18 protein-coding genes are annotated in these 18603 nt (G+C 65.4%); 12 read left to right on the forward strand and 6 right to left on the reverse strand.

Annotated features, from left to right (window positions below; translation table 11 throughout):
• Window positions 1–4: 4 nt before the first annotated feature.
• The 10 genes from AB1446_00125 (at window position 5) to hisIE (ending at window position 8999) form a co-directional block, all read left to right on the forward strand.
• The gene (locus AB1446_00125) at window positions 5–1747 is read left to right on the forward strand and encodes an Rne/Rng family ribonuclease (GenBank protein MEW6545310.1); all 1743 of its coding nucleotides are present in this window, start codon (window positions 5–7) and stop codon (window positions 1745–1747) included.
• Window positions 1748–1802: 55 nt separating this feature from the next.
• On the forward strand, window positions 1803–2129 hold the full coding sequence (locus AB1446_00130; GenBank protein MEW6545311.1) for a YerC/YecD family TrpR-related protein: 327 nt from the start codon (window positions 1803–1805) through the stop codon (window positions 2127–2129).
• Window positions 2130–2326: 197 nt separating this feature from the next.
• On the forward strand, window positions 2327–3397 hold the full coding sequence (locus tag AB1446_00135; protein MEW6545312.1) for an ATP phosphoribosyltransferase regulatory subunit: 1071 nt from the start codon (window positions 2327–2329) through the stop codon (window positions 3395–3397).
• Between the two features lie 15 nt (window positions 3398–3412).
• A complete protein-coding gene (gene hisG / locus AB1446_00140; protein ID MEW6545313.1) occupies window positions 3413–4105 on the forward strand; it encodes an ATP phosphoribosyltransferase in 693 nt (230 codons plus the stop codon).
• Window positions 4086–5174 (forward strand): histidinol-phosphate transaminase, encoded by a 1089-nt coding sequence (locus AB1446_00145; protein MEW6545314.1) that lies wholly within the window; start codon window positions 4086–4088, stop codon window positions 5172–5174. The genes hisG and AB1446_00145 overlap by 20 nt, the downstream gene beginning before the upstream one ends.
• A gap of 1 nt (window position 5175) precedes the next feature.
• Complete coding sequence (hisB, locus tag AB1446_00150; protein MEW6545315.1) at window positions 5176–5880, forward strand: imidazoleglycerol-phosphate dehydratase HisB; 705 nt, start codon at window positions 5176–5178, stop codon at window positions 5878–5880.
• Complete coding sequence (gene hisH / locus AB1446_00155) at window positions 5877–6536, forward strand: imidazole glycerol phosphate synthase subunit HisH (GenBank protein MEW6545316.1); 660 nt, start codon at window positions 5877–5879, stop codon at window positions 6534–6536. The genes hisB and hisH overlap by 4 nt, the downstream gene beginning before the upstream one ends.
• A complete protein-coding gene (locus AB1446_00160) occupies window positions 6530–7348 on the forward strand; it encodes a HisA/HisF-related TIM barrel protein (GenBank protein MEW6545317.1) in 819 nt (272 codons plus the stop codon). Before hisH ends, AB1446_00160 begins: the two co-directional genes overlap by 7 nt.
• On the forward strand, window positions 7330–8106 hold the full coding sequence (gene hisF, locus AB1446_00165) for an imidazole glycerol phosphate synthase subunit HisF (protein ID MEW6545318.1): 777 nt from the start codon (window positions 7330–7332) through the stop codon (window positions 8104–8106). Before AB1446_00160 ends, hisF begins: the two co-directional genes overlap by 19 nt.
• A 74-nt stretch (window positions 8107–8180) precedes the next feature.
• Window positions 8181–8999 (forward strand): bifunctional phosphoribosyl-AMP cyclohydrolase/phosphoribosyl-ATP diphosphatase HisIE, encoded by an 819-nt coding sequence (gene hisIE, locus AB1446_00170; protein ID MEW6545319.1) that lies wholly within the window; start codon window positions 8181–8183, stop codon window positions 8997–8999.
• Here the strand turns inward: hisIE and AB1446_00175 are convergent.
• The 6 genes from AB1446_00175 to AB1446_00200 all read right to left on the reverse strand — a co-directional run bounded on the left by AB1446_00175 (window position 8923) and on the right by AB1446_00200 (window position 17510).
• Window positions 8923–10275: an aspartate aminotransferase family protein gene (locus AB1446_00175; protein MEW6545320.1), complete on the reverse strand. Its 1353-nt coding sequence runs from the start codon at window positions 10273–10275 to the stop codon at window positions 8923–8925. The two genes, hisIE and AB1446_00175, sit on opposite strands and share 77 nt — an antisense overlap.
• A 56-nt stretch (window positions 10276–10331) precedes the next feature.
• On the reverse strand, window positions 10332–11453 hold the full coding sequence (locus AB1446_00180) for an amidohydrolase family protein (GenBank protein ID MEW6545321.1): 1122 nt from the start codon (window positions 11451–11453) through the stop codon (window positions 10332–10334).
• A 6-nt stretch (window positions 11454–11459) separates the two neighbouring features.
• Complete coding sequence (locus tag AB1446_00185) at window positions 11460–12800, reverse strand: amino acid permease (GenBank protein MEW6545322.1); 1341 nt, start codon at window positions 12798–12800, stop codon at window positions 11460–11462.
• Between the two features lie 15 nt (window positions 12801–12815).
• Window positions 12816–14150 (reverse strand): glutamine synthetase family protein, encoded by a 1335-nt coding sequence (locus AB1446_00190; GenBank protein MEW6545323.1) that lies wholly within the window; start codon window positions 14148–14150, stop codon window positions 12816–12818.
• Between the two features lie 75 nt (window positions 14151–14225).
• Complete coding sequence (locus tag AB1446_00195; protein MEW6545324.1) at window positions 14226–15413, reverse strand: M20 family metallopeptidase; 1188 nt, start codon at window positions 15411–15413, stop codon at window positions 14226–14228.
• A 114-nt stretch (window positions 15414–15527) separates the two neighbouring features.
• Window positions 15528–17510: a sigma 54-interacting transcriptional regulator gene (locus AB1446_00200; protein ID MEW6545325.1), complete on the reverse strand. Its 1983-nt coding sequence runs from the start codon at window positions 17508–17510 to the stop codon at window positions 15528–15530.
• 367 nt (window positions 17511–17877) lie between these two features.
• Here AB1446_00200 and rplU point away from each other — a divergent pair, with 367 nt between their 5' ends.
• Window positions 17878–18180, forward strand: coding sequence for a 50S ribosomal protein L21 (rplU, locus tag AB1446_00205; protein ID MEW6545326.1), 303 nt, complete (start codon window positions 17878–17880; stop codon window positions 18178–18180).
• A gap of 22 nt (window positions 18181–18202) precedes the next feature.
• The gene (locus tag AB1446_00210) at window positions 18203–18553 is read left to right on the forward strand and encodes a ribosomal-processing cysteine protease Prp (GenBank protein MEW6545327.1); all 351 of its coding nucleotides are present in this window, start codon (window positions 18203–18205) and stop codon (window positions 18551–18553) included.
• Window positions 18554–18603 lie beyond the last annotated feature (50 nt).

The following is an 18603-nucleotide window of genomic DNA, read 5'->3' on the forward strand; positions in this document are numbered from 1 at the left end:
TTGCTTGTCCAAAGAAATAGTGGTGTCTTCTGACGCGGACGAGACCAGGGCGGCGGTCCTGGAGGATGGCAAGGTGGTGGAACTTTACGTGGAACGCCCCCTGGTCCACCGGGCGGCCGGGAACATTTACCTGGGACGGGTGGAAAACGTGTTGCCCGGTATGCAGGCCGCTTTCGTAAATATCGGCCTGGAGCGCAACGCCTTCCTGTACGTGGACGACGCCGACGCCGTCATCGACGCCGAGGAGGAGACCGGGCGACGCCGGGTGCGTCGTGCCCGGCGCCGCCCCGGCATAACGGAGTTGTTGCATGAAGGCCAGTCCATCGTGGTACAGGTGGTGAAGGAGCCCCTGGGGACGAAGGGGGCACGGGTGACCACCCACATCACCCTTCCCGGACGGTACCTCGTGCTGATGCCCAACTTGGACTACGTGGGTGTTTCCCGCCGCATTGAGGATGCCGCCGAACGCGACCGCCTGCGGCGCATCGCCCGCTCCATCAAGCCCCCCGGGGCGGGGATCATCGTACGCACGGTGGCCGAGGGGCAGGAGGAAGCGGACCTCGTCCGGGACCGTGACTTCCTGGTCCGGATCTGGGAGCGCATCCGGGAACGGGCCCGCACCTCCGAGCCACCTGCCCTCCTGCACCGGGACCTGGGGCTGGTGTTCCGTCTGGTGCGCGATCAGTTCACCGAGGACGTGGATCGGCTCACCGTGGACGACCGGGAGCAATACGAGCGCATCCTCGACCTCCTGGACGCTTATTCGCCGGAGTTGAAGCCGCGCGTCCACTTCCACCGGCGCAATGCGGGGTCGGCATTCGAGGCCTACGATCTGGATCGGGAAATCGAACTGGCCTTGCGGCGCAAAGTGTGGCTGCGCTCGGGGGGATACCTGGTCATCGATCAGACGGAAGCTTTCTGCATCATCGACGTGAACACGGGGAAGTACGTGGGAGAGACCAGCCTGGAGGATACGGTGCTGCGCACCAACCTGGAGGCAGCCGTGGAGATTGCCAGGCAACTCAGGTTGCGGGACATCGGAGGGATCATCGTCATCGACTTCATCGACATGGAAAGGGCCTCGCACCGGCAGAAGGTACTGGCCGCGCTGGAAGAGGCCCTGCGCAAGGATCGCACCCGCACCACGGTGCTGGGATTTACCCAGTTGGGCCTGGTGGAGATGACCCGCAAGAAGGTGCGGCCCGGCCTGGAAGCCCAACTGCAGCGTCCCTGCCCGTACTGCGAGGGTACGGGACGGGTCCTGAGCGAGGAGACGGTGGCTGCCCGTATCCGGCGGGAGATCAAGCGCATCCTCCGTACCACGGACGCGGAGGCTATCCTGGTGGAGGCCAATCCGCGGGTGGCATCCCTCCTGATCGGCCCCGGCGGGTCCAATCTCCGGGAACTGGAGCGCGCCACCGGCAAGTCGGTGTTCGTGCGGGGTTCAGCCGAACTACACCTGGAGGCGATGAACCTGAAGGCGGTGGGCTCGCGGGAGGAGGTGGAGGCCAAAGCCTGTCCCGTACGCGAGGGGGAGATCCTGGAACTGCGGGTGGAAGAACCCCACGTTACCAACCCGTGGGACGGCATTGCGCGCATCGAAGGCTATGTGATAGATGTGGAAGGGGCCGGCTCCCGGGTGGGGGAGCGGGTCCGGGTGGAGATCACCAAGGCTTTCCGTACCTTCGCCCGCGCCAGGTTACTCGATGCCCCCGTGGCTGAGCCAGACGTCCAGGCCGTCACCTGAGACGGCCGGGAGGACGTGTGGAATACCCGCATACGGTCCCATGGGGGGAGGACGCGTGGAATACCAGAGCCGCCTTAAGGACCCGGCCCTGGACTTTCTCTTCGAGGGCGTTTTGCGCCTGCAAAGCGTGGAGGAGTGCTACCGGTTTTTCGAAGACCTGTGTACCGTGGGAGAACTGCGCGCCATGGCCCAGCGTTTCCAGGTGGCTGCCCTCCTCCAAAAGGGTGCCACCTATGACCAGGTGGAGAAGCTTACGGGGATGAGTTCTGCCACCATCGCCCGCATCAACCGCTTCCTCCGCTACGGTGCGGACGGCTACCGTCTGATACTCTCGCGCCTGGAGAAAGAAGGTATCGCCCCGCCGGCCACGCTCCCGGGCTGACCCGTCTCCCTGCCGCGCCGGCTGCCGCTCTTCGGGTCTGTCGGGTCTGTTCGGGGCCTTGACAGGGGGCGGCCAGGCGCGCTAGACTACGTGTGTCGCCTTTAATGTGATATCACATTAAAGCGATGAAGACATAAAGTGGGAGAGGGGACGGGGTAGGGGTCATGGTGTTCCCTGGGACGACTGGGGTGCCGGGGATGGTGATTGGGGATGGCGGCCTTGATGCCTGGCTGGACAGGGTGGCGTGCGTGCGGGCTGCCGAGAGTGTGTTGCGGGAAGTGTTTCTGGACCGGGGTTACCGGGAGGTTAACCTGCCCGCGATAGAGGAGGCAGAAGATCGGCTGGTGCCCCGGGGTGGAGGGCAGGGGGGTTTCGCCGGTGGGGCAGGGCCGGCGGCGGCGAGAGATGGGGAAGGAGCGTACCGCTTCCTCGACCAGGAGGGGAGAGTTTGGGCGCTGCGCGCGGACGTGACGCCGGGGCTGGCGCGATTGCTCTGGAGCCGGGATGCGGACGGGCCCCGCCCGCGACGGCTTTTCTACATGGCCGAGGTTTACCGCCGCGTGCCGGGGCAGCGCGGACCGGTGGCGTTGTTGCAGGTGGGTGTCGAGGTGGTGGGTACCCGGGGGCCGGGTGAGGACGCCGGTATCCTTTCTTTGGCTGCGGTTGCGCTGCGCAGCCTGGGGCTGACCCGATTTCAGCTTTCGGTTGGACACGTGGGGCTCCTCAAAGAGATCTTGAGCGAGGCGGGCCTGGGTCCGGAGGAACGTGATCAGATCCTGGCGGCGCTGCAAGCTCGGGATTATGTGAAGCTGCACAGTTTGATCGCCGCGGTGCTCCCCGAGAAGGAAGCGCACAGGCTGACGCAATTCCTCACCTGGAGAGGCAGAGCTGCCGCCCTCTTGGGCGTGCTGCCCGCGCTTGGGATTCCGGGGGACAAGGCAAGAGCGGCTTTGGAGGATCTGCGCGGGTTGCTGGAGGCCTGCGGTGAGGAGAACAACGTATTCGTGGATCTGGGCCTGGTGCGGGACAGGACGTATTACACCGGCATGGTTTTCGAAATGTGCGTGCCCGGCTTGAGCCAGCCGGCAGGTGGGGGTGGTCGCTACGACGGAGTGTTGAGCCCGGAGCCGGCCACCGGGTTCGCTTTCGACCTGGGGGCGGTGCTGGCCGTGGCCCCGGTTGGAGCCGCCACCGGGCCGGCCGGGGGGAGGGGCCCGTGGCCCGCGGTCACCGTGGGCGGCCGCCTGCAGGTCGCTGCCATTCACTGAGGGGCGGCCGGGACGATGGACGACCAGGGACTCGGCCTGACCGTGGCCGTCCTGAAGGGACGGGTTTTCCCCGAGGCCCGCGACCTTTTGGGGCGAGCGGGGCTGGCCGGTGTGGGGATGCTGTCCGACAGTAGGCGTCTGGTGTGGGCCGCTGACGGGGGATGGCGGTACCTGCTGGTCCGCCCCCACGACGTGGTGACCTGCGTGCGGGAGGGGGTTGCCGACGTGGGCCTGGTGGGTAAGGACGTGCTGCTGGAGGATAGCGGCGGAGTGTACGAGATCCTGGATCTGGGCATTGGCGCCTGTCGCCTGAGCGTGGCGGGGCCATCCTCCCTGGCTTCAGCGTGGCCCGACGTCCTCTTGGCCCGGGGGGATGGCCTGCGCGTCGCCACCCGCTACCCGCGGGCGACCCGGGATTACTTTGCGCGCCGGGGATACTCGCCCCACGTGATCCAGCTCAGTGGGGCCGTCGAGCTGGCCCCGCAGGTGGGGCTGGCGGACGTTATCGTCGACCTGGTGGCCACCGGCCGTACCTTGCGGGAGAACGGCCTGGCCGAGTACGACCTGATCGAGCACATAACTACCCGCCTCGTGGTCAACACCGTCAGTTTTCGCTGGAAGGCAGCGGCCGTGCAAGCGCTGTGTGACCGGCTGGCCCGCGTCTGCCCCCCGGGAAAGGAAGACCGTCATGTCGTTCGCACCCCCTGATGACGCCATATGGCCCAGCGCCGGGGATGTCATATGGCTGGATGCCAACGAGAATCCCTACACGTGGCCCGAGCACTTGCTGGCTCAGGCCTGGGCAGCCTTCCGGTCCCAGGGCCCGCACCGTTATCCCCGGAACAGGCGGCAGCTCTGCCGCGCGCTGGGGGCGTACGCCGGGGTGCCGGAGGAGTGGGTTTTGCCGGGCAACGGGTCGGATGAGTTGATAATTGCCATGCTTTCCTCGCTGGGCCGTCGGGTGCGGCGCATCCTGCTTCCCTGGCCCACCTTCGGGTTCTACCGTCACGTGGGGAGAGCGCTCGATCTCCCCCTGGGCTTCGTGGAGCTGAAGGGGGACTTTTCCCTCCCCCTGGATGACCTGCTGGCGGGGTTGGGGCAGGGGAATGAGGCAATGGTGGTGCTTTGCCGCCCCAACAACCCCACCGGCAACCTGTTCGGACGTGAACTGGTGCTGGCCGCCCTGGAGGCCGGAGCGTGGGTGGTGGTGGACGAGGCTTACTATGAGTTCAGCGGGGAGACGGTAACGGATCTCCTGGGGCAGTATGGCCGATTGGTGGTTATGCGTACACTCTCGAAGGCTTTTGCCCTGGCAGGCCTGCGCGTGGGCTACGCCCTCGCTCATCCCGACACCCTGGCCCTGCTCCGGTCGGTGATGCAGCCTTACAACGTGGACGCCTTTTCCCTGGCTGCCGCCCTGGTGGCCCTCGAGCACGCCCACCTGGCCAGGAGCTGGGCGCGGGCCATTTGCGCCCATCGCGACCGTCTCGCGCGAGCCCTTCAGGCCCTCGGCCCGGTGCGGCCGTGGCCGAGCCGGGCCAATTTCCTGCTGGTGGAGGTGCTGCCCGAGGCGGGACGGCCGGCAGCGGATGTGGTGGCAGACCTGGCCGAGGGCGGGGTGCGCGTACGATACTGGCCGGACGAGCCCCGGCTGCGCGACTTTTTCCGGGTGAGCGTGGGTCTGCCCCGAGACAACGCCATGTTTGTCGAGCGTCTGCACCGATTGCTGGCAGACCATGGGGGAGGGGACGGGGTACCCCGGGCGGAGGGGAGGTAAAATGCGGCAGGCACAGGTGCAACGACACACACGAGAAACACGGGTGACCGTGGATCTGGAACTGGACGGTTCCGGGAAGGTGCAGGTGGACACCGGTCTGGCCTTCCTCGACCACCTCCTGGCGGCGTTTGCCCTGCACGCGCTGTTTGACCTCCGGCTCACGGCGCGCGGGGATCTGGAGGTGGACGGGCACCACACCGTGGAGGACGTGGGGATGTGTCTGGGGCATGCTCTGCGCCGGGCCCTGGGCGGTGGGGAGGGGATATCCCGGTGGGGGTGGTGCCTCCTCCCCATGGACGAGGCCCTGGTGGAGGTGGCGGTGGACGCGGGGGGGCGGTCGTTCCTGGCGTACCGGGTACCCGTGGTGCCTCGCTCCCTGGGAGCTTTCCACACCGAGATGGCCCCCGAGTTCTGGCGGGCCTTTGTCCGGGAGTCGGGTACCACCATGCACATTCACCTGCGGCAGGGGGAAAACGTCCATCACATCCTGGAGGCACTCTGGAAGGCAGCCGGCGTGGCCCTCCGTCAGGCGGTGCGGATTGAGCCCCGCCTGCAGGGGGTCCCATCGACCAAAGGTGCGCCTGCCTGCAAAGACGTCCCTACATCCCGATCGGTGCCACCGGGTGCGGTTTTCAACCTATCGGAGGACGGCCACTCCGTCCCCGTCCAGCAGGCGGGTGGTCACGGGGAGGACAGGGGGTTATGAGCCGACCTCAGGGCCGTCAACCGGGGTGCACCATCGGCGTACTGGACATGGGCCTGGGTAACCTGGCCAGCGTCGCGCGGGCGGTGGAAGCGGTGGGGTTCTCCGTCCGGGTGAGTCAGAACCCGGCCGACCTGGAGCACGTGGCTGGTCTCATCGTGCCCGGGGTGGGGGCATTCGCTGCTGCCGCGCGCAGGCTGGATTCGGGAGGCGGTGCCACCCTGGTGCGGGAATTCCTGGCCCGCGGTCGACCGGTGCTGGGCATCTGCCTGGGGATGCAGGTCATGTGCTCCTGGGGAGAGGAGGGGGGCGGGTCATCCGGTCTGGGACTGGTGGATGCGCGGGTGTGCCGCCTGCCTTCGGGACGACCCGTCCCTCACGTGGGCTGGAACCAGGTCTACTGGAGCGGTCCCCTGGATATCTTGCAGGGGTTGGAACCCGGAACCTGGTTCTACTTTTCTCATGCCTACTTTGTGGATGGCTCATCCCTGCTTCGGGTGGGAGGTCAAACGGCGCGCACGGCGGTGACGGAATACGGGGTACGCGTACTGGCTGCCCTAGAAAGTCCTCCCCTGTATGCGGTGCAGTTTCATCCGGAGAAGTCGGGGCCGGCCGGACTCCGGGTGCTGAGTGCTTTCGGGGAGCGGTGTGCATGCTGATCGTGCCTGCCTTGGACCTGCGGGGTGGGAAGGTGGTGCGCCTGTACCGGGGGTGCCTGGACCGGGCCACCGTGTACTCGTCTGACCCGGTGGAGGAAGCACGGCGCTGGGTCGAGGCGGGAGCCCGGCGCCTGCACCTGGTGGATCTGGATGGGGCTGCCTGCGGGTACCCCGTCCAACTGGACCTGGTGGCCAGGGTGATCCGGGCTGTGGACGTACCCCTTCAGGTGGGGGGCGGTCTGCGCTCCGAGGCCCAGGTGGCCAGGGTGCTGGAGGCAGGGGCGCAATGGGCGATCCTGGGCTCCGCTGCCGCGCGGGACCCCGACCTGGTGGGAAGGTGCCTCGAGCGCTGGCCCGACAGGATCATGGTGAGCCTGGACCTGCGGGGGGGTCGGGTGGCGCTGGACGCCTGGCAGAAGACTGCGGCGATGGATGGCGTCGCCCTGGCCCGCTTCTGGGGCGAACGGGGGTTGCGGGACCTCATCGTCACCGATGCCGACCGGGACGGCACCCTGGCCGGCGTCGACCCCGCCCTGTGGGAGCCCTTTCTGGGAGGGCCGTGGCGGCTGTGGGCGGCGGGAGGAGTGGCGGGTGAGGAGGATCTGAGACGCCTGGCGGCGCTTGCGCCGCGCGGGCTGGCAGGCGTGATCGTGGGGCGGGCTATATACGCCGGGGTTCTCGACCTCCGGCGGACGGACCTGGTGAGCGGGGCGAACGATACCGGAAAGGGGACGGACGGCGCCGGAAACCGGGATGATGCTGGCACAACTGACGGGGTGCGGGGAGTGGGACGATGCTGGCACGGCGGATAATCCCCTGCCTGGACGTGGATAAGGGGCGGGTGGTCAAGGGTGTCAGGTTCGGGGACCTGCGCGATGCCGGGGACCCGGTGGAACTGGCGCGGACTTATGCGGAGGAGGAGGCCGACGAACTGGTCTTCCTGGACATCTCGGCTTCTTTTGAGGATCGGCAGATAATGCTGGACGTGGTGGAAAGGACCGCCAGCCGGGTTTTCATCCCCCTTACCGTCGGCGGCGGCATCCGTACCCTGGAGGACATGCGGGCCGTCCTGTGCCGAGGGGCAGACCGGGTGGCGGTGAACACCGCGGCCGTACGGGACCCGGGTTTGCTGGCCCGGGCGGCTGATCGCCTCGGCAGCCAGTGTGTAGTGCTGGCCATCGATGCCCGCCGGACTGGGCCGGGAAGGTGGGAAGTATTCACCCACGGCGGGCGCCGGCCTACCGGACTGGACGCAGTGGAGTGGGCGCGACGGGCGGTGGAATTGGGAGCAGGGGAGATCCTCCTGACCAGCATGGACCGGGATGGCACCCGGTCGGGGTTCGATGTGGAACTCACCAGGGCGGTGGCGGGAGCTGTCCCCGTGCCTGTGATCGCCTCGGGGGGAGCGGGCGGTCCCGCGGACTTCCTGCACGTGCTTACCGAGGGGGGTGCCTCGGCGGCACTGGCGGCTTCCCTGTTTCACTACCGGGTCCTCACCGTGCCGGATCTCAAGGAGTACCTGGCCCGCCACGGCGTCCCCGTACGCCTTTCGATGCTGGCCCGGGCGTAGGGGAGAGCGCACTGCGGTGCCGGGACGGACAGGGCAGAACCGGCGCCGTAGCGACACAGGCAGAGGGGGAGAACATGGACAGAACTGACGTGGCCGCTGTAACGGAAGTACGCTTTGGCCCCGACGGCCTGGTGCCGGTGGTGGTGCAGAGTGCGGTGAGCGGCGAGGTGCTCATGCTCGCCTTCGCCAACCGGGAAGCCCTAGTCCGCACCCTGGGGGAGGGGAAGGCCTGGTACTTCAGCCGGTCGCGCGGGCGCTTGTGGTGCAAAGGGGAAACGTCCGGCAATTTCCAGGAGGTGGTGGAAGTCCGCTGTGACTGCGACGGTGATGCCCTCCTGTACCGGGTGAACCCTGGCGGCCCCTCCTGCCACACCGGCCACCACTCCTGCTTCTACCGCACCCTTTGCCCGGCGCCGGGCGCCCCCGGCCAGGAGGCCCGGGTGGCGCAGGGGGATATGGTTCGGGCCGAGCAGAGCGGGCCGGCGCCAAACTGGACCGGCGCGGGCATTCTGGCCGAATTGGCCGCCCTGCTCCGGGAGCGCCGCAGGGAGCGGCCGGCCGGGTCGTACAGTGCGGCTCTGTTTTCCGCGGGGAGGGCGCGCATCGCCCAGAAGGTCGGTGAAGAGGCGGTGGAGGTGGTAGTGGCCAGCATGGGTGGTGATAGGGAGCGGATGGTGGCCGAGGTGGCCGACCTTCTGTTTCACGTGCTGGTCTTGCTGGCCGATGCAGGCATTGACCTTGCGGAGATCTGGGCAGAGCTGGGCCGCCGCCACGTCTCGGCCTCCTCCAGCGCCACCCGGCAAGGGTCAGGTCTCCTCACCATCCGGCATAGGAGGCCACCTTTTCGTCGGGCACGCGCCCTTTGCAGACGTCATCCAGAGCCCGCTCGATGATACGCACGCCCTCGTCTGCCTCATCCTCCGTGAGTGTCAGGGGTGGCGTGATTTCGAGGACGTTGGAGTGGATACCCACGTAAAACAGCACCAGGCCCAGCTCAAAGCAGCGGTACACCACCTTGGCGGTCTCACGATCAGCGGGTTCCTTGGTGGTCCGATCGCGGACAAGTTCCACACCGATGATCAGGCCACGCCCCCGCACGTCTCCGATCAGCGGATAACGAGATTTGAGTTCCTCCAGGGACGTCTTCAATCGCGCACCCACCCGGGCTGCGTTCTCAACCAGCCCTTCTTGCTCGATGACATCGATGGTGGCCAGCGCAGCTGCGCATCCCACGGGGTGTCCACCGGTGGTGAAGAGGTGGGTGGCAAGGCCGGCGTCCAGGATCTCTTGCCTCGCCACCACGGCACTGAGAGGGAACCCCGATGCCAGGGGTTTGGCCATGGTAACTGCATCCGGTACCACGCCGCTGTGCTGGAACGCAAACATGTTCCCCGTGCGGCCGAACCCGACCTTCACCTCGTCCACTACCAGCTTGATGTCGTACCGGTGACAGATATCCGCAAGTCCCGGCAGGAATTCGTCCGGGGGCACCAGGTCTCCCGCATCGCTCTGGATGGCCTCCACCACGACTCCAGCCGTGTCTTGGGGCGGGCAAATGGTCTTGAAAATGTAATCCTCGATGAAACGCAAACAGAAGATCCCGCAGCGTTGCCGCTCCTTTCCGAAGGGGCAGCGGTAACAGTATGGGTACGGCACCTTGACCACGGCACCCGAGCCCAGGAACCTCGCCTGGGCGGTATGGCCGGAAAGAGATAGCGAGCCGCCCGACTGACCGTGGTACGCGCCAACGAAAGAGAGCATCCGCTTCCGCCCTGTGGCCATGGGCACCATTTTGGCCACGCAGTCGTTGGCGTCAGACCCTGAGAGGCCGAACCAGCAGCGTTTCTCGAAGTCGCCGGGCACCAGCGCGATCAGCCTCTCAGCCAGGAGAACGCTGGGCTCGGACACGACGCTGGTGAAGGAGTTGAAGGTAGTCCGGTCGAACTGCCTCCGGACCGCCTCCACCACCCGCGGATGGCCGTAGCCCGTGTTAGCCACGGCCCATCCCGCCGTGAAGTCGAGGTACTCGTTACCGTCTGCGTCCCATAGCCTGGAGCCCCGGGCCCGGTCCAGCACCAGAGGAAAGAACCTGATCTTGAGGTTTTTACCCACCGACCTTTCGTCCCGGAAAACAAGTTCCCGGGCACGCTCACCGGGCGGTACCTGCATCCATTACTCCCCCCGTACTTTGCTCGCTAACCCGGAACGAAACCAGTGTGAGGCGATCACATGGCAAACAGTTTCTGCGCGTTCTCCATCAGGACACTCCTGATGGCGAACCTGGCAAAGGCCTCCCGCACGAAACCCCGGTCCACCAGCTCCTGAAAGAGCTCGACGAGGGCCCGGCGGGTCAGGATCGCACCCAACCACGCTACTTCCGGTACCGCAAAGCAGTCCGATCCGTGCATGACCTTTTCCACGGTCGCAGTGTGCAGGACCTCCTCGAGGAGAAGCTTGACCCCCCCGTAGCCGGAAAACGGCGAAAGCAGAGACGTGTCAAGGTACACGTTCTCGAGAACCCTGGCCATGAACGCAGCCTGCCGGCACCAGGGGTAACCTGCGTGCACCAGGACTACGGGAACTTCCGCGTACGGATCCTTCGTGAGGATGTCGTATAGCAGCTCCGGCCGGGCTATTTCCAGTTTGATCTCGGAATCTCCGGCCCCGGTGTGGATGGTCATGGGCTTGCGGTACAACCGGCATAGTTCCATGGCCTGAAGCAAGCACCAATCACGCAAGGGCTTCAGGCTGACCGGTTCCCCGTCCCTCACTGCGAAGGACTGCTCGGCCTGCTGCTCGCTGGCGGGATGGACCCCCAGTCCCGTTCGGTAGGCGATGATGGACTTCAGCCCCTTGCAATCGGGCCGGGAGAGTGCCCCGGCCACCCCTTCCAGGTACCGCACCCGGAAAGAGGCGAAGTCGGAGCACTCACCCAGCAACCTCTGGATCAGGGGTTCGATCCGGAAGATCTCACCCACGGGGACGCCCGTCATTTCCCGCCAGTAGTTCGGCGACAGGGGTGGCTGCGGGTAACCGAAGTCCACCACCATCCCCCGGATCCCCGCGTCCTGCATGAGCCACCGGGTGTAGCCCACCAGGTCCGCCGCCCTCTCCCGGCGCTCTGCCATCACCGCGTCGGGCTCGGGCTCGCATCCGAAAAGCCGCGCCATCTCAAGCAGCATCTGCTCCTCCACCAGCCCTGCTCCGGCAGGCGCCTTCCTGCCCGGGCGGGGCACGCTCAGGCTGAAGGACCTGCAGAAATCTGCCCAGGTTTCCGGGTACGTCTCTGGGCAGGGATGGCAGTGCGCATCCACTACCGGAAACTCGTCCCCGTTGAGCAGTTCCACGCGCTATCACTCCGCTTTGGTGCGGGCCACATAGGCCCTGAAGTAAACCCACAGCGCTGTGATCCAGGCTATACCCCAGAGTAGCGCGCCAGGAGACCCTACGAACGTACCCCAGAGGACAACACATATGCCAATGATCCCGACGATGGGCAGCAGGGGGTAAAGAGGTTGCCGCCAGGGCAGAGCCGCGACCTCGTGCGGGCACCGGGACCTGTACAGTATGGCCGCCACCACGGCCAGGAACCATGAGACCAGCCAGGCCAGCACCAGTTGCAGAGAGAGGTCCACGTATACAATGTCGGGGTCGCGAACACCGAGCAGGATCAGGCCCACCGAAATGGCCCATATTACCACGATACCCCAGACCGGCGTCCTGGTGCGGGGGTGGAGGTACCCCAAGAAAGCTGGCAGGTACCCGTGCCGAGCCTGGTCCCAGAATACCCGTGAGGTGGAGTACAGGGTCCCCATGTGCAGGCAGGTGGCGGCGGCCAGCCAAGCAGCCACGTTGATGACGAAAGCGCCCGCGTACCCGAATGCCACCCCGGCCGCCTTGGTGAACGGGGACTCCTCCATGGTCACTTCGGTCCAGGGAACCAGCCCGAGTGCCACCGCGTGAGCGGCGGTATAAAGAACAAGGAAGGTGATGCTCGACCAGACCAGCCCGCGGGGGAGGTCAACGGGCCTGCGGCACTCACTACCCGCGGTGGCCAGGGTCACGGCTCCCATGTACGCATACGTCCCCAGCGGGATGGCAGCCATGAACCCGGAGAACCCCGTGGGGAACCAGGGCGAGAAATTAGCCGGGTTGACACCGCGTGCTCCGAACAGCGAAAAGGCTGCCATCAGTCCTACCAGCCCCACGGTCATGTACAGCTGGACTTTGCCCGACAGCCCTGTGCCGACGATGTTCAGGATCGCGAACAGGGTCAACCAGGCCACCCCGAAGATAACCGTCCACAACTCCTGATCGAGCTGGGGGAAGAACCAGGTGGTGATACGCCCAATGGCCAGGCCCACGCTCCCCCCGGCTATCACCCAACCGATGGCGAAAGAGAATCCGGACAGGAAGCCCCACCATTTGCCCAGGAAGCGCTCCACCCATACGGACATGGCGCCCGCGCTGCTCATGCCCACGGCCAGTTCGCCGAGGGCCACCATCAGGCAAGCCAGGAAAACCCCGGCCAACAGATACGCGAAGAGGGATCCGGGACCGGCGGTAGCTATCCCCTGACCTATCAGGAGGAATATCCCGTCACCGACCACCGCACCCACTCCGATCGCCCATACCTCCCAGAAGCCCAGGTTACGCAAGGGCTCGACTTCGAAGAGTTCGGCTCGCTTGGACATATGGCGACGCCCTCCTTAGAACAGGTCTGCGAAATGCTCGATCTCCCACGCGGATACCTGCCGGTGGTACTCCTCCCACTGGAACCGCTTCAGTAGCACGTACTCGTCGTGCATGGTGGATCCGAATACCTCTCGGAAGAAGGTGCTTCGCTCGAGGTGATCTGCCGCCTCGCCCAGGTTACGCGGGAGCCGCCTGATTCCTTTGCGGCTGCGTTCCTCGGGCGGCAGGTCGTGGGGGTCCTGGAGCACCGGGTCCCCCGGGTCCATGCCCCTGCGAATGCCGTCCATTCCCGCCGCCAGCACGGCTGCCATCGCGAGATAGGGGTTGGCGGAGCCGTCCACAGGCTTGAACTCCAGGTTGGTGGTCTCGGCTTCCCGGCCCTTTTGGCCCGACACCACCCGGATCGCCGCCTCCCGGTTGTCAGGGCCGTAGCACGCGTATGCCGATGCCCAACTGTGGGGTACGATGCGCTTGTAAGACGTGACACAGGCCGCAGTGAAAGGCAGGATCGCGGGCAGGTGGTGCAGGACACCTGCAATGAACTGCCTGGCCAGCGGGGAGATACCCAGGGGGTCGTCTCCGTCATAAAACAGGTTGCGCCCTTCCTTCCACAGGCTTATGTGCAGGTGTGCCCCGCTCCCGGCCAGGCCCCCGAAGGGTTTGGGCATGAAGGAAGCCACCAGCCCGTGCCTGGCCGCCACGCCCTTGACTGTCTCCTTGAAAATGACCTGGTGGTCGGCCGCCTTCAGCCCGGTGTCGTACTTGATGATGACCTCCTGCTGTCCCGGTCCGTACTCCGGATAATACTTCTCGACGACGAGGCCCACTTGGGTTAGAGCTTCTACTATGTCCAGGACCACGTCTTGCGCACCGTTCATGCCGGACGTGGCAAAGCACACGCTGCGATCGAATGGCACATACCCCTGGTCGGTACGCCGCATCAGGTAAAATTCGTTCTCGAAACAAGCTTTAACTTCGTACTCTATACCGGCGAGCACGTTCTTGAGAGCGGTGCGCGGGCACGTCCCCGTGGGTTGATGCCTGGTATCGACGAAGTCGCATATCATGGCCGCCTGGCGGTGCGCGTACGGCAACAGGTGGAACGTCTCCGGGTCGGGAATCCCCCGGATTTCTCCCACGCATCCGAACCTGGTCCCGGAAACCAGCGTGTCGAGGGCGCTGAAGAACGGCATGCACGCCGCAAAGGCGTGCCCTGACGCCATGTCGCTCTCAAGCTGGTCCCGGTGGCAAGTGTACCCCCGGGTCACCCCGTCACAGTCGACGTACAGGAACCTCACCAGCAACACGTCATTCTCTTTCACCAGCCGCAGGACATCTTCTTTGGTCAACGGAACCAGCCTCCCTCCGCTTGACCGCGCAGACTCATCGCCTCGTCGGATCGGTCCTGGCCGCACGCAATCCCATCACCTCCTTCCCCACTGCAAGAGCAGAAATGCCATGCCCGCTACGGCCGGCGGTAACGCCCCCTCGTCGAAATCGAAGGCAGGATGATGGAGAGGATGGAGGAACCCCTGTTGTGCGTCCCTGATGCCAATCCTGATGTAGGTGGCGGGAGCCGCGCGGGCAAAGCGGGCAAAGTCTTCAGACCCCATGGACGGTTCGGTGATGCGGATGACCCGGTCGCGCCCCCACATGGCCACAAGGCACTCTTCCGCAAAGGAAGTAACCGCAGGGTCGCAGAACATGGCGGGCTCACTCCCGAGCTCTCGGAATTCCCCCTCCACCCCGTGAGTGAGGCGCAGACCGGCAAGGATCTCCCTCATACGGCCGACAGCGAACCGGGCGATTTCCTCCGAAAGGGCACGCACCGTGCCTTCCAGGCAAACTTCCTCCGGAATTGCATTTAGCACCGCACCCCCGTAAATACGCCCGAAACTTATAACCAGCGGTACCAGGGGACCCGTGGCCCGCGACACCAGCAACTGCACGGCGTCCACGAAGGCGGCCAGTGCCGGGACCGGATCCACGGAAAGGTGGGGGTGGCCTGCGTGTCCGCCCTTTCCTCTGAGCACGATGCTGAAATCCGTGCTCCCGGCCGTCATAACCCCGTACCGCAGGCCGAAATGCCCCGCGGGAAGGTCAGGAAACAGGTGAAACCCGAAGACAGCATCCACCTGCGGGTTGTCCAGCACCCCTTGCTCGATCATGGGAGCGGCACCGCCCGGGTGTTCTTCCCCTGGCTGGAATATGAGCTTCACCGGGCACGCCAGTTTGTCCCGGTGCCTGGACAGCAGCTCCGCCACACCCAAACCCACGGCCAGGTGTCCGTCATGCCCGCAGGCGTGAGCGACGCCAGGATTGACGGAAGCATAAGGAGCACCGGTTGCCTCCTGGAGGGGAAGACCGTCCATGTCAACCCTGAGTGCTACTGCCCGCCCACCGCGCTCACGGGGAGGGTACAGGACGCCCACCACCCCCGTCTGGGCCCATCCCCCGCTCGCCTCCCAACCCAGCGTCTGCAAATGTTCCAGGACTTTTGCTCCTGTGCGGTGGCACTCCAGCCCCAGTTCCGGGTGTCGGTGAAAGTCACGCCGCCACGCCGTCAGCAGCGGCAGCAGTTCATACGCTTCTCTGACCAGGTCTTCGGGCACCAACACGTTCCACCCCTTGCCGGAGCGTAGGAGCAAACCCCGTGCCAATCGGCGGTGACATTCCTGGCCAGCATACATCCAACGCTTTCGGCAGGGGAGAGAGGATGCATATGCCTATCGGGAGCCGCCCGTTAATCCCTCTGCACCCGTTCCTCCGGCAGGTGGCACAGCCAGAAGTTCTTTTCCTGCAGGCGTGAGATGCGTCCCGCTACGCCCGCGGCCGATGCGCACCAGTCCCGCAGACTCCAGCTTCTTGAGCAGAACGCGCACTTCGTGCTCACTGAGCCCCAGCCCGGAGCGGGCCAGGCTGCGCCTCCCCAGCCGGCGGCCTCCGTGCTCTGCTTCCCCGAGCCTCTGCAGGAGCGCGAGTGCCTGCGGATCCCTCACCAGAGCGCCCGGGGACGCAGAGCGGGCTACCGAGCCCCTGATGTGCACGGGCAAATCCTGAATAGTGGGATCCCCTTCCACGACATTGATCAGGTACTCGATGCAGTTTTCCAGTTCCCGGACGTTCCCCGGCCAGTGGTAGCGCAAGAAGGCCTGGAGCACCTGTTCCGTCAGGCGCATGCGCGAGCGCCGGGCGCGCAAGAAGTGCTGGGCCAGGAGGATGATGTCCTCCTTTCTTTCCCGGAGCGGGGGCACGTATAGGGGTAGAACGTTCAGACGGTAGTACAGGTCCGACCGAAATTGCCCTTCTTCCACCAGCCTGCTCAGGTCGCGGTTGCTGGCCGCGATGACCCGCACGTCCACCGGGATGACGCGGGTGCCCCCCACCCGTACGATCTCTTTCTCCTGCAATACCCGCAGCAACCGGGCCTGGAGGCGAAGAGGCATGTCTCCGATTTCGTCCAGGAAGATCGTTCCCCGGTGAGCCTCTTCGAAGAAACCAGCCTTCCCGCCCCGCCGAGCACCGGTAAAAGCCCCCTCCTCGTACCCGAACAGCTCGCTCTCAAGTAAGGTTTCGGGAAGGGCTGCACAGTTCACGGGCACAAATGGAAAACTCCGGCGCGCCGAGGCGTTGTGTATGGCGTGGGCAAGCAGTTCCTTGCCCGTGCCGCTTTCTCCCAGAATCAGAACAGCAGAGGAGCCAGCAGCCATCTTCCGCGCCTGCTCCAGCACGGCCCTCATCGCCGGGCTGTTGCCCACGATATCGGTAAATGAGTACTTGGCCACGTGGCCTTTACCGCGGAGTTCGGCCCGTAAACGAGCTTCCAGCTGCTCAATTTCACTCGCCTCGCGGAGCGTGATCACCCCGCCTACGACATTGCCTTCCCTGGACAGGGGAGCTTTGCTTACCACCAGGTTTTTCCCTGCCTGCCTCACCAGGATGTCATGGACAGATACACCTTGGTTCAGGACTTCTTCCAGCTCCACGCCCGGGAGGAGTTCGCCCACGGGCAGCCCCAGCGCTGCCCATGCCTGCCGGCCCACAATTGCTTCGGCTCGCCGGTTGAGGAGTGTAACCCTGCCCTCCGCGTCGAATGCCACCACCCCGTCACGGACCAGGCTAACCACCTGCTCGATTTGTGTCCGCATCTCGGCCAGGCGGCCCAGGGCCGCCATCATGCCGGGGCTACGGGGAATGGTCTCCGACATGTACCGCGACACCATTTTGTTTGCTGCTTCGTCGAACAGGCCGAACTTGCTCAGGATGTCCACCACCGTGCTGCCGTCTACGACGCGGTCGCCGATATCGAGAATCTTCTTCACGCCCGGGGGGACAAGGTGCGCTTCGCCGGGCGTGATGGCCATCTCCAGACAAGGCGGCTGCGGCATCTGGGGATATACCGGCACCAGTTCCAGGTGCTTGGCACCGAGTTCGTACAGCAGTGCCACGGTATCTGCTGCCGACTCCTGATCGTCATTCACGAGCATAGCCTTCGTGCCGGGCGGGAGTGCCATCAGTTCTACCCAGGAATCTTTACGGATCGTCCGTCTAACCAGCAGTATGTCCGTACCGGGCTGCACGTGCCTGGCCACCTCGCTGGTCAGTTCCACGGACGATACCAGTACCAGGTCGTATCCCCCGAGATGCGGCAACCCCTTTTCGAACGAAAAGCAGTCGATAGCCACCCTTTCGCCCAACAACGGCTTCAACTGCTGCCCTATAACCTCACTGGTTCGCTGCCGGAAGGCTATTAGCGAGCAACGGGCAGCGGTCGCCGCTCGATCAACGGACCCCCCGGCACCTGCGCTGTCCCCCGCACTTCCCAACTGTGCATCCCCTCGCGCTCACCAAAAATGCTGAAGTCCCCGTGTACTTTACGAAGGATAACCCATATTGCGCGGCCGTTCAACGTTCCTGTGATCTGCTGATCTTCTGGTCAAGACTCGGCACATAGATGCCGCCGGGGGGAGCGACATCCCATCGCCGGCGGGCGGGCGCCGGTCGCAGGCTGGCAGGTGCCATGTTTTTGACAGGCAGGTGGGGGCATGGTAGAATAGCCACCCGGGGGTTATCCGCGTGTATGCTATAGTGCAGACTGGCGGGAAGCAGTACCGGGCCGAAGAAGGCCAGGTGCTGGTGGTGGAAAAGCTGGCGGCTCAACCGGGCGAGCAGGTAGAGTTGCCGGTGGTGGCCCTTGTGAAAGACGGTCAGGTGGTAACGGACCCCGGGGCGCGGGTTGTGGCCCGCGTGCTGGATCACGTCAAAGGCCGCAAGATCATCGTCTTCAAGTACCGCGCCAAGGTCAACTACCGCCGCAAGACGGGGCACCGTCAGCAGCACACCCGCCTGCGGGTGGAAAGCATCCAGCCCGCGTCGTAATCGGGGTTCGGGTCTACGGGCCGTGATCATCGTCGAGGTGCGCCGGCGGGCGGGCAGGGTGGCGGGGTTCAGTGTGCGCGGGCACGCTGGGGCTGCCCCGCGCGGCAAAGATATCGTATGTGCGGCTGTCTCTGCCCTCACCCAGGCGGCCGTGGCCGGGCTGGAAGAACACCTGGGCCTGCGTCCCCGGGTTCTCATTGAGCAAGGGCGACTGGATTGCCAGCTTGCTCCCGGTGAGGAGGAAGACCCGCGCGCACAGGCCATCCTGGCCACCATGGTGCTGGGATTGCAGGGGGTGGCGCAGGCGCAGCCCGGTCGCGTGCGGATGTCGCAGGTGGATGAAGAAGACACCGGCGCAGGCAGGCAATGCTGAGAGGGTGTGACGAAAAACGGCGCCCGACCGTGCATGAAGGGTCGGTGGCC

This window comes from Bacillota bacterium, assembly GCA_040757085.1.
GTDB lineage: Bacteria > Bacillota > Sulfobacillia > JACIYH01 > JACIYH01 > JACIYH01.

Excerpts from the sequence above, each read along its gene's own strand:
- AB1446_00135 (MEW6545312.1), top strand. The coding sequence starts at position 2,327 with ATGGTGATTGGGGATGGCGGCCTTGATGCCTGGCTGGACAGGGTGGCG.
- hisG (MEW6545313.1), top strand. The coding sequence starts at position 3,413 with ATGGACGACCAGGGACTCGGCCTGACCGTGGCCGTCCTGAAGGGACGG.
- AB1446_00145 (MEW6545314.1), top strand. The coding sequence starts at position 4,086 with ATGTCGTTCGCACCCCCTGATGACGCCATATGGCCCAGCGCCGGGGAT.
- hisB (MEW6545315.1), top strand. The coding sequence starts at position 5,176 with ATGCGGCAGGCACAGGTGCAACGACACACACGAGAAACACGGGTGACC.
- hisH (MEW6545316.1), top strand. The coding sequence starts at position 5,877 with ATGAGCCGACCTCAGGGCCGTCAACCGGGGTGCACCATCGGCGTACTG.
- AB1446_00160 (MEW6545317.1), top strand. The coding sequence starts at position 6,530 with ATGCTGATCGTGCCTGCCTTGGACCTGCGGGGTGGGAAGGTGGTGCGC.
- hisF (MEW6545318.1), top strand. The coding sequence starts at position 7,330 with ATGCTGGCACGGCGGATAATCCCCTGCCTGGACGTGGATAAGGGGCGG.
- hisIE (MEW6545319.1), top strand. The coding sequence starts at position 8,181 with ATGGACAGAACTGACGTGGCCGCTGTAACGGAAGTACGCTTTGGCCCC.
- AB1446_00175 (MEW6545320.1), bottom strand. The coding sequence starts at position 10,275 with ATGCAGGTACCGCCCGGTGAGCGTGCCCGGGAACTTGTTTTCCGGGAC.
- AB1446_00185 (MEW6545322.1), bottom strand. The coding sequence starts at position 12,800 with ATGTCCAAGCGAGCCGAACTCTTCGAAGTCGAGCCCTTGCGTAACCTG.